General features: G+C 59.3%; 4 protein-coding genes and 6 pseudogenes. 4 read left to right on the top strand and 6 right to left on the bottom strand.

Features of this window, described 5'->3' with window-relative positions; all coding sequences use genetic code 11:
* A pseudogene (locus NKH99_RS32055) lies at positions 1-465 on the top strand (IS630 family transposase); the annotation flags it as partial.
* Here NKH99_RS32055 and NKH99_RS32060 read toward each other — a convergent pair.
* Positions 461-572: pseudogene (locus NKH99_RS32060) on the bottom strand (IS5/IS1182 family transposase); the annotation flags it as partial. The pseudogenes NKH99_RS32055 and NKH99_RS32060 overlap by 5 nt on opposite strands.
* Positions 573-1,511: 939 nt before the next feature.
* On the opposite strand from NKH99_RS32060, the pseudogene NKH99_RS32065 reads away from it, so the two are divergent.
* Positions 1,512-2,297: pseudogene (locus NKH99_RS32065) on the top strand (IS110 family RNA-guided transposase); the annotation flags it as partial.
* 1,027 nt (positions 2,298-3,324) lie between these two features.
* Entirely contained in the window at positions 3,325-4,527 is a 1,203-nt protein-coding gene (locus NKH99_RS32070; protein WP_502900139.1) for a M20 aminoacylase family protein, read from the top strand.
* Positions 4,528-4,934: 407 nt separating this feature from the next.
* Here NKH99_RS32070 and NKH99_RS32075 read toward each other — a convergent pair.
* Both NKH99_RS32075 and NKH99_RS32080 read right to left on the bottom strand, forming a co-directional pair.
* Positions 4,935-5,871, bottom strand: a pseudogene (locus NKH99_RS32075) (IS630 family transposase).
* A 526-nt stretch (positions 5,872-6,397) separates the two neighbouring features.
* Positions 6,398-6,790, bottom strand: coding sequence for a hypothetical protein (locus tag NKH99_RS32080; protein WP_353017857.1), 393 nt, complete (start codon positions 6,788-6,790; stop codon positions 6,398-6,400).
* Between the two features lie 164 nt (positions 6,791-6,954).
* Here NKH99_RS32080 and NKH99_RS32085 point away from each other — a divergent pair.
* Positions 6,955-7,156 (top strand): annotated as a pseudogene (locus tag NKH99_RS32085) (transposase domain-containing protein); the annotation flags it as partial.
* Positions 7,157-7,700: 544 nt separating this feature from the next.
* On the opposite strand, the gene NKH99_RS32090 reads toward NKH99_RS32085, so the two are convergent.
* The 3 genes and pseudogenes from NKH99_RS32090 to NKH99_RS32100 form a co-directional block, all read right to left on the bottom strand.
* Positions 7,701-8,879, bottom strand: a complete 1,179-nt coding sequence (locus tag NKH99_RS32090) for a M24 family metallopeptidase (protein ID WP_353017859.1) — start codon at positions 8,877-8,879, stop codon at positions 7,701-7,703.
* A gap of 164 nt (positions 8,880-9,043) precedes the next feature.
* Positions 9,044-10,682 (bottom strand): annotated as a pseudogene (locus NKH99_RS32095) (N,N-dimethylformamidase beta subunit family domain-containing protein).
* A gap of 100 nt (positions 10,683-10,782) precedes the next feature.
* Positions 10,783-11,410: amino acid ABC transporter ATP-binding protein (locus NKH99_RS32100; RefSeq protein ID WP_353017861.1), on the bottom strand; the 628-nt coding region annotated here is incomplete at its 5' end.

An 11,410-nucleotide genomic window follows, 5' to 3' on the forward strand; every position in this document is an offset into this window, starting at 1 on the left:
GGCCTCTATGTTGATCCGCCGGCTCACGCCATCGTGCTGTCGGTCGACGAGAAGAGCCAGATCCAGGCGCTCGACCGCACCCAGCCCGGCCTGCCCATGGAGAAGGGTAGGCTCGGCACCATGACCCACGACTACAAGCGCAACGGCAGGACCACCCTGTTTGCCGCCCTCAACGTGCTCGACGGCACCGTCATCGGCAGGAACATGCAGCGCCACCGCCACCAGGAGTTCATCCGCTTTCTCAACGCCATCGACGCCGAGGTGCCGCCCGGCAAGGCCGTCCACGTCGTCCTCGACAACTACGTTGCTCACAAGCACACCAAGGTGCGTGCCTGGCTCGACCGCCATCAGCGCTTCACTTTCCACTTCACGCCGACCTCATGCTCGTGGCTCAACGCAGTCGAGGGCTTCTTCGCAAAACTGTCGAGGCGTCGCCTCAGACGCGGCGTCTTCCACTCCGTCGTCATCAGCGGCGTGAACTGCTCCCACTCCTCGTCCGTCAAATCAGGCGGGTAGCGCTTGGTCTTCTTGGCGATCTGGGCCATCCGGCCACGCCTCTGCTCTGTCCAAATCCACAGCTTGAATCATAACCCAGCCGCAGACGGAACCCCAGTCAGCCGATTTTCAAAACAGCCTCTTAGCTCAGGGCGTAGACTATCGAAAATTGGCAGATGGGTGCCCTCTTTGAACATAAGCAATTTCACGACTTCGGTCAGCGCTTCTGGAATGAATGGGACGTTTATCTAGAAAGGCTTCGACCGCCACGAGATGATCCCGAGCATTGTGATTAGGGAGGAAAGGTCGTGAGCGATACTGCGCCCGTATCTACACGCGCCACTCCGCTCATCTTTTGACGCCTTTGCGTTTTGCCATACTTTCGCCACCGCCTATCTCGCTTAAGCGATCGCCCTATACGATGGCGGGATCAGGCTGATTACGCCTACGTTGCCGGATTTTTCCTAGGCCGACGACTCTGTCGCCGCAATGATACTCTCTTGGAAGAGCAAAGCGGGACGCATGTGATGAACTGCAATTCGTCTTCGGGTTCAACGTCATCTTGAGACAGGCGCATGGGGGAGACCAGAAGTCGCGCGCGGCACAGCCCGAAGCGGCCTACGACGCCATTCGGCGCCAGCTTGTGAACGGAGATAACCACCGAGTGGCTACTACGCAATCCGGTCGTACATAGAAGAAACGCCAACCAAGACGAAGAAGACCGACAAAGAATTGTCCTGATGTATCAGGGATTGGACGCTGTTCAGTGGTTTCCGCTTGGTCATCCAAACTTTCGCGCGTGTCTCCCGTTTCTTCGTCTCCATGACTCGTGCACGTGCGTAGCGGGTTCGACCTACCTCGGAAGCTTGATCGTGTGAGCTGCCCGAACTGCCGCCCGTAATCGGGGCGAGCGCCTTGCCGAGCAGCAAAACTGTGCGTCGACCGCGGGTCAACTGGCGATCGCCGGCGACTCGGCGGCAAAAACAGCTCCTGTGAAGCAACGCAGGAGGCGAACGATGGAATTCTTTTGTGGGCTGGACGTGGCGATGGACGAGACGGCGGTGTGCGTGGTCGATGATCATGGCACGGTGCATCTTGAGACGACAGCCGTGACTGATCCCGACGCGCTGTTTGCGACGTTGAAGCCGTTTCTGCCGCGCCTGCGGCGTGTGGGCCACGAGGCTGGCGCGTTGTCGCCCTGGCTGCATCCCGAACTCAAGAAACTTGGCCTGCCGGCCGTCTGTCTGGAGACGCAGCACGTGCGCGCCGCGATGTCGGCGCAGCGCAACAAGACCGACAAGGCCGATGCGTTCGGCATTGCCCATATCATGCGCACCGGCTGGTTCCGACAGGCTCATATCAAGTCGGAAAGCTGCCACCGGACGAAGCTTCTGCTGACACACCGGCGCAATCTGAAGGCCAAGGTCCTCGACCTGGAGAATGCCATTCGACACTCGCTGAAGTCGTTCGGCATCCGCTTGAGCAAGGTCGGACGCGGAGCATTCGAGCAGGCGGTGCGCCAAGCTGTGGTGGACGATCCGCTGTCGGCGGAACTGATGGACGCCATGCTGTCGGCGCGCGCAGCGCTGTGGAGGCAATATTGCCGGCTGCACGATCTCGTCGTCAAAATGGTGGCCCGCAGCGAACTGTGCCGACGCTTCATGGCAATCCCCGGCGTCGGCCCCGTCACAGCACTTTCGTTCATGACGGCCATCGATGATCCGTCGCGCTTCCGCCGCTCACGCGACGTCGCGGCCTACTTCGGGCTGACCTCGCGGCGCTGGCAGTCGGGTACCTTGATCGCATCGATGACCGGTGCAACGGAAGTTGAAGCACATGGCGCCGGCACGCTGATGGGCGCCATCTGACACAAGGGATCCGCTCCGGCGGATGAGGACCGATGCAGACCAGGAACGACGGAACGCACGTTATCTTGCCTGCGGCCGCGCCGATCGCGAGACGGCCGGACCGCGCCGGATTGCCTGTGACGATGCTCCGTCAGTCCGATGGAAAAGTGCGCCACGACGGTTCGATCGCTGCAAATAAGCAGCGCCACTACCCCGTCGCAGAGCGCGGAAGACTGCACGGCGCATCGGAACTCGACGCCAGAACGCGAGATCGTGGTCTAGAGCATAGAATAGTGTATTATCGCACTCTTGAAGAGGAACGACGATGGAAAACAGGTATCACAAAGTACGACCGATTAAGACGGCAAGATAAAGATCAGAGTCGACGCTCATCCGCTGCCCTTTCAAATCGTTTGTCATGATAAGCTCACTTCCGCGATCGAATCGCCCTACCCTCTGCTACGTACCCCGTTCATTGGAGCGGAAACGCCGAAAAATGCGCGAAACTTGTTGCGATCCCGATCTATGGACCGCCCGAAGGTGGAGTTTCCGTGTTGTCACGACGGCGGGTGGGCAGCGCTCCATTCGGATTGATCAACGAGATCGGTGCCTTGTGGCCGATCGTGCCGTGTGGGCGAACTTAATTGTAGTATCTGCGCCAAATCAATGCCTGTTCCTCTAAACAGGCCTTTCTATCCGTGGTTTGACCGCCACCCTTTTCCTGGGAGTTCCAGCCTGCGAAATGTAGGAGCTGTCATGGGAACTGATTCGATACGGTATCCGACGAGGATCGTGAGCGGGCTGTCCGGCAGGTTTCGGTCCATCAGGGCGATCGCAGGGGGCGCGGGTGAGCGTTATGAAGCAGGACCCGCGATGCCCCGGATGGAGTTATGGCCCTACGTCAAGCTGAGTCCATCTAAAAACCAGATCCTCTCAATGCAGAATCTGAATTTGACGCAAGCCGAACCGGCGACCGAATATGATGGCTATCCAAACAGAACGAACGGGAACGTCAGTGCACCGCGTCGATAATTTCCAGGACTTGCAGAGCGAGGCAACCGAGTGGCGCCGCTTTCTCCATCAGACCCCGGAGCTTGATTACCGGCTACACAAAACGGCCAGGTTCGTGGCCGAGAAGCTGGCATCGTTCGGCATTAATCACATCGAGACAGGCATAGCTGAAACCGGTATCGTCGCTTTGATTCAAGGCGAGGGCGGCGATGGTCCGACTATCGGATTGCGAGCGGATATGGATGCCCTGCCTATACTTGAAGTGTCACAAAAGCCTTGGTCGTCGACGATACCCGGCAAAATGCACGCATGCGGCCACGACGGCCACACGGCTATGTTGCTCGGCGCCGCCAAATACCTTGCGCATACGCGCAACTTCAAGGGTACCGTTGCCCTGATTTTTCAGCCCGCCGAAGAAGATGGACGCGGCGGCCAGAGGATGGTCCAAGAAGGGATTATGGATCGTTTTGAGATCTCCCAGGTTTTCGCCATGCACAACTGGCCAGGCCTGGAGGTCGGCAAATTCAGCATTTGCGACGGCTCAATCTGCGCCGCGCTCGACGAGTTCGACATTGTCGTGAAGGGCAAGGGCGGCCATGCCGCCAGTCCGCATAAGAACGTTGATCCGATTGTGATAGCAGCACAGATCATCCTGGGTGTACAGACTTTGGTCTCGCGCAACACGGACCCAACCGAGTCGCTCGTAATCTCGGTCACCAAGTTGAATGCTGGCCAAGCCTACAACATTATTCCAGAACATGCTGAAATCGCCGGAACTGTCAGGACCCTCGCACAGGCCTTGCGGGACTTTGCGGAACGACAGATTGAGGTGTGCGCAAAGGGTATCGCGCGCGCATTTGGCGCGGAGATAGAGTTCAGGTATCGGCGGCTCGAACCCCTCGTGATCAATCACACGGAGGGAACCAATTTGGCACTCAAAGCGGCACGCGGTCTCGTCGGGCCAGCCGCCGTGGACGACAAGTGCAAGCCGAGCTTGGGGTCGGAGGACTTCGCTTACATGCTTGAGGCGCGGCCGGGTGCATACATTCGCATCGGTAACGGCCCGACGGCTTCCGTGCACCACCCGGCATATGATTTCAACGACGAAGCCCTGCCCTATGGCATCGGCTATTGGGTGAACCTGGTCGAGACGGCCCTGGCTGCCGGAAATTGAGACTGAGCGACTCAATACGAAGTGAATGGCATCTCTTCCGAGGTTGGGGCATCTGACTGCCGCCCAGCTCGCCGCGATCACGCGGATCCGATACGGGAATTAACTGTGACGCGGCCGCCGTTGAGTGGCCGCAACGCCCCACTGATATTCCCGGTGTTTCGCTCAAGCTGCTCGCGAAATTTGATCATGCGAAAACAACCGAGCTGAAGAAACCAAGCTTGATACCGTCAAAAGGGGCTGTTGCTAAAGTTCAGGTTCGGGCCAGCGACAACATCGCACTGGCGAATGATATCGCCGCATCTGCCAATGAGAAATGAGAACCTCCGGATCGAAGATTTCCATCCGAACTTGACACTAAAATCGGCGCATTGGCAGGCGACGGAAGTTTATACTAGAGCACGTCCGGTTTAATCCGGTTCATAGCCTGCGGCCTTGAAGTAGTTGCGCATTCTGTTGGCGTAAAAAGGTCGACGAGCGCGCCGACGGTGTCCCATAGGGCCGCGATTGTCCGCTCGGCCCGCAGGAGCGCCTTGAGCTTTGCGAAGGCGTTTTCGATGGGGTTGAAGTCGGGACTGTAGGGCGGGAGGAACATCAGCCTTGCACCGGCGGCTTCGATCGCCTCGCGCACGCCCCCGGACTTGTGCGCCGGCAAATTGTCCATGACGACGACGTCGCCTGGCGCCAGGGTTGGCGCCAGCACCTGCTTGACATAGGCGAGGAACACGACCCCGTTCATGGCGCCGTCGTAGACGAAGGGCGCGGTCATTCCGGTCAGCCTGAGCGCGCCGGTGAAGGTCGTGGTCTTCCAGTGGCCGTGCGGCACGCCTGCCCGGCAGCGTTCGCCGCGCGGCGCTCTTCCGCGCAGGCGAGCCATCTTGGTCGACAGCCCGGTCTCATCGATGAAGACGAGCTTTGCCGGATCGAGGTCGAGCTGGCCGTCGAACCAGGCACGCCGGCGCTTCAGGATGTCGGGACGATTTTGCTCCAGTGCGTGTGCGGACTTTTTTTGAACGTCCAGCCGTGCCCCCGCAGCCAGTCGCTCAACGTGCTGCGGCCGATGCGCATGGACCGCTCGGCCAAGAGCTGCTCCACCATCTCGTTCAGCGTGATGTCCTTGCGCTCCTCGATCATCCCGACGATGAAGTCGGCATGGGCGTCGAGACGCGAGCCGCGCCGTCGTCCCTGCGGTCGCGGCGTCGTCTCGCCCCTCCGGGCTCTGCCGATCCAGCGGATCGCGCTCGATATCCCGACACCGAACCGAGCCGCTGCCTGGCGGGCCGATGCTCCTTCACCCGCCGCCTTCACGACACGTGACCGCAGATCCTCACCAAGTGCTCTCGCCATCGTCCACCTCCATAAAGTGGACGTTGAATCAGTCAAACCGATTCGCGTCACATCACAATCGATTCATCGATCCCCGGACGTGCTCTAGTTCGGACTATAATCGTTACCGCTTTCAGCATCGTTGATGGTCCGGGCAGGGGGATCGCTTCGTACATCAGAACTTTCGCCTGCCGCGAGCGGTCGCTCCGATCGCGCCGGTGATTGCGTTTACCTCGACAGAAAATCATAAGCCGACAACACGTGCGCCCGCACCACATGCAAGTAATCGTCAACCGCCACGTGCTCGTCATGAGAAGCTATGCCGATCGGAGGCGGTCCATAGACGTAGGCCGGAATATCGCGGTACCGCCAGAGCCTTGCGTCTGTGCCAGCAAGGCTGACGATCGGCCGCGTGCCGCTTGGCGTGGAGAAAGAGACGATCATCGAAGAGCTGCGGAAGATTGTCGCGCGCTATCCACAAGTCAGGTTCGCAGAGACCAACTTCACTCTGCCAGCTTATTGCGCTCCCTATGGAGAGATGATCGAGTTACTCCGGCGCAACGTCCACCAATTGTCCGGTGTCACTGTTAGCTTTCAGTCCGCCCGCCACCACGCCAATGTTAACGGTCACTTTCGGCACGATGCCGGCGGCGGCCACCATCAGTACGTTGGCGAGCCGGCGATCACTATGGTCCGTTGCGCTGAACTCAGCCCGTTCAGCTTCTGCGAGTCGAGCGGCAAGCTGAGTTGGCGAACGACCACGAGAGATCGTGTCGGGGGTGGCAGGGTTCTCATGTTGCGCCTCCGCGATGGTGAAACCATCCGGAGAGCCTCGCCGGAAACGGCGTTCGATCAAGAGCTTGTGAAGCTCAAGCAGCGCGGCAAGCGATACGCGCGGGGAGCCCAGGTCCATTGTCGGGCAAGTCACCGGATCGACCATCCAGGCGGGAGCGGTAATGACATGCCCGGGCGCGACGACGAGATGAATGATCCGGCCGTTGGCGCGTTCTTCGCTGTTCTCGCAGCGAAGCCGGCGTCCGAAATACGGGTGCCAGCGGTAATGGACCTCGACCTCCTGCCCAACATGGGCAGAATGACCCCGAGATGGCGATGAACCGCAAGAATGCGCTCTTCGCCGGCTCCGACGGCGGCGCCGAGCATTGGGCAACGATCGCTTCCCTGATCGAGACATGCAAGCTCAACGGCGTCGAGCCTCGCCCGGATCGTCGCCGGCCATCAACAAAGCCAGATCGACGATCTGCTGCCTTGGGCCTACAGACCTATGCCGCTCAAGGCCGTGGCCTGAGAACAGCGGTTACATTAAGTCGGGGCTGGTTAGTGATGCGGTTTGAGGCCCTTCATGACCATCCCTACCTTCAGAGTTGCGGGCGGTTGTGCGCCCATGGCTGCAGCTGTTCAAATGCCGCCGCGGCCTGCAACACGCCCAGATCGTCGAAGCGTCTACCGGCGATCTGCAGCCCAACTGGCTAGCCATCCGTGGCAAAGCCGCATGGCACGCTGGGCGCCGGGCTCCAGGACATATTGAACTGGCAGATGAACTCGATCCAGTGATCCAGTTGAACTCGTCCCAATGATCTACCGCCTGACGGCCGAGTATCGGCTTCTCGACCGGAAAGGCCGCGACCTAAGCCGAGGGCGTCAACAAGAAATCCCAATCCTGGAACCAGCGACGGGCCGGAGCTCGGAGCGCCGGAAGTCGGTGACCCGTGGACGCGCTCGCTCCTTCCTGCTTCGGGCGAAGAGCAACGACCCGGCACACGCTACGCCATCCCCAAAAGCGGTCGAGACGGTGAAGCGCCCGGTTGTGCGGCGCCCAGCCTCCGATCCAGCTACTTGATGAACAGCTTGCGCGGCGTCACCGTTAAAGGCTCGTACCCACGATCGGTAACTGCGAAGCTTTGGGTGATCGTAATCCCCATATTGTCGAGCCACAGGCCAGGCATCATGTGAAAGACCATGCCTGGCTGAAGAACTGTTTCATCACCCTTGCGGATACTAACCGTACGTTCTCCCGATGCGGGCGGAAATCCTATGCCAGTTGGATATCCAATCCGAGCGTCTTTTTCAATTCCATGGCGTGCAAGCGCTTGATGAAATGAGCTGAACACTTCTGAACAAGTCCGATCGGGACGGACACTCTCAAGGCCGATATTTAGGGCTTCGACAGCGATTTCCGATAGATCTTGGAAAGCGGTTGAGGGCTTGCCCACAACGATCGTCCGAGCGAGGTTGACTTGATAACGGTACCGGCACCCGGACAGCTCGAGATTGACTACAGTGGACTCCGGCACCGGTTCGTCCGTCCAAGCAGCATGTGGAGCAATTGAGCGCTCACCGATGCAAAGATCGGGAGGACAACAAGGATAGTCACCCCCGAACTCAGCCGTGCCCGAAACTTGTTGGTGGTAGATTGCAGCGGCGATATCGCATTCACGGACGCCAGCTTCTAACGTATCGATGACACGATGCATGGCGATGTCTGCAAGCTGCCCAGCTTGACGCATAATAGCGACTTCAGCCGGGCTCTTTACGAGTCGAATCCATCCAACGAGAAGGTCGGCATCCACGAATTCGGCAAATGGCAACCCACGGGTAAGGTCGGCGTGAGCCTTGGCGGAATAGTAATATCCGCCCATTTCTACGCCTATGCGTACCTTTTCCCCACCGATTTCTTTTACAATGTTGGCCATGAAGTCATAGGCCGATAGCACGGGCGAATGGACATGCGTTTCGGGATAAGCCCTGATGTTTTGATCGGCAAGATAGGTCGTCATTACCGCCGAAACGCGGTCCATTAACCGCCCCACCCAAATAGGCTCGTCATGATCGAGCGCGACGATCACCATTTGCGGAGTGTAGAAGGAGTAAGCATTGTAGCCGGTAAGATAGTTTTGGTTAGGCGGTTCTGACAGTAGAAGAATCTCAATTCCCCGCTTTGCCATTTCTTTTTTTACCGCTGTCAGACGAGCCTGAAACTCGCCAAGTTCGAAATGTAGTTCCTTGATCATGTTGATGTCCGTCTAGCCTGAAAGATTGGTGGCGGAATCCTTATGGAGCTTGGTTGCCGTCTGCAACTAGTCTATCGACGCTGCAGTCTCTCCGAATTAAAAAGACTCCGCGATCGGTTGTCGGAGGCAGATATGTTTCATGCGGTGGGATTAGATTGAGGATTTCATCTGCGACCGAGATACCGGTGGAGCACATTGCGAGTCACCAGTTCCACCATGGCATCCTGTCTGACAAGGCCTGCCACCCATTCGCAGCTCCCGGCATGAAACATCTCGCCCTTGCCACGCTTGAAATTGACGATCATCCCTTTGGAATGCTTGACCTTTGCGATATTTTGGGGGGCTCGCCTCGCCGAACAGCGTCTCAGCGACAAATCTCCCGTCCCAGTCGCCAAAGAACTGGTCTTCGGGCGCCATATCAGCGCTCTCCTCGACCTGGCTGGCCATGCCGACAGCAAGAATCTCGAGCCCGTCCGGCGCCCCGCTCGTAGTCGAAGGGTAAGGCAGGCCGTTGCGGATTTCGTAGTCCAGCCCGTCCACCTCATAGCCATAAATGTGGCTTTCAGCGCCGAGTACGTCGCCGTAAAAGAGTCCAGTGCCGGCGAAGGCCCAGTGGTTCGGCCGATAGACCGGAAAGCCTCGCACGCCGCGAGGCGAGCAGCCACCCCAGCCAGCATAGATGCCGTTCGAGGCATTCAGGCCAAAGGTCTTGCAGCCAGGTCGGCCGATCTCCGGCGCTTCCCACATATTGGTCGCGCGGCGTATGTCGCCGCCTCTGTATACCGGGTCCTCGGCGCGCGCCCGGTACTTGTAGCAAACCTGCCGGCGACCCTCGTCCTCCAGCCTGGTCTGCCACATGTAGTTGCCCGCGAAACGCGCCACACGGCCGCCCTGATCGACAAAGGTGTCAATCGCGTCGCGCATTTCCCAGGTCCAGTACTCGTCATGGCCGACGAAGACGACGCAGTCGTAGTCGAGCAAGATCTCGGGCGAGAAATGCAGATCGTGCTGGCTGGCGAGATCGATACCATATCCAGCGCGCTCGGCGAAGCGGAAGAAGTGGCTGTCGTAGGTCGCCCATCCGGCGGAGGCGTATTTCTTCGAATGGCTGGTGCCGTAGGCCCATTCCATGTGCGGATAGCGCGGCACGGTCGCAGGTGGCATCGCCACCTCCAGCGGCACGCGTGGCGCTTGCGGCGGAAGGACGATGAAGCCGCGGCACCAGGGGCGCTGCGTCGACACGAGAGGCGAATACTGATTGCAGTTCGGCCCGGTGATGCCCTCGTAATGGTTGGAGCCGCCCCAGGTATTGTAGGCGAGCCAGGTTCCGGTCGCCGCCACCTGTAGGATACGTCCGGGCTGGCGGCCCGATTTCGGCAGCACAATTAGGAAATGATGACAGAGTATTGGTTGGCCGTCCCTACCGTCCGCCATCAGCTTCAAGCGGTAGCCGCCGGACCTCCAGTCCTCTCCAATCTTGAATTCAAATGCCGTTTTCCAGCCGCAGCCGTCGACCGAGCACTGGTCCGGCGTGTCCTGCCAGCGTGCGGCGATGCCGCTTTTCTCGAAGACCCGGGTTTCGGTCGCGCCGTCGCGCATGACCTCGATGGCAAAATGCGGTGCTGTCGAACTCACCTGCAGCCGCATCGTCTCGCCAGGACGATAAGAGATGCGGTCGCTGTAGCACCAGATCTCGCCACGCGCGCCATCCATGCCGGGCCGCTCGTAGTAGTGGCTGCGCACGGCCAGCCGCCGCTGCTCATGCGTCAGCCCGAAATCCGGAAAATCCGTCGGAAGTTTCATAACGGTAACTCCTGCCCCCTTTCGGTCATCTCGGTCTTGAGTTCGTTCGAGCCTAGTGTTTGGCGAGCCACGACCCCCTCCCGTGACAACGGCATGCCTCTCAGGGCTTCAAGATCTGGCTGAGGAACAGCTTCGTTCTTTCGTGCTGCGGATTGGTGAAGAAGTCGTGCGGCTTGCCCTCTTCGACGATTAAGCCTGCATCCATCAAGATCACTCGGTCGGCAACGGAGCGCGCGAAGCCCATTTCGTGCGTGACGCAAACCATGGTCATGCCGTCGCGCGCGAGACTGGTCATCGTCTCGAGCACTTCCGCTACCATCTCCGGATCGAGCGACGAGGTCGGCTCGTCGAAGAGCATGACGGCAGGCTCCATACAGAGGGAACGGGCAATTGCGACGCGCTGCTGCTGTCCTCCGGAGAGCTGAGCCGGATATTTGTTCGCCTGCTCCGGTATACGCACGCGCTCAAGGAATTTCAGCGCAATCTTCCTTGCCTCGGCCTCTGGCGCGCCCTTGATCCACATCGGGGCGGCCATGCAGTTCATCAGCACCGTCATGTGGGGGAAAAGATTGAAGTGCTGGAACACCATGCCGACGTTCTTGCGAACTTCAGCCACGTCGCGCATTTTGCTGTGCAACCTGATCCCGTTGACGGTGATCTCGCCCTCCTGGTGCGCCTCGAGCCGATTGAAGCAGCGGATCAGCGTTGATTTTCCCGATCCGGAAGGG

Origin of the sequence: Mesorhizobium sp. M0854 (assembly GCF_040319815.1) — a bacterium.
In the GTDB taxonomy this organism is placed as follows: Bacteria; Pseudomonadota; Alphaproteobacteria; order Rhizobiales; family Rhizobiaceae; genus Mesorhizobium.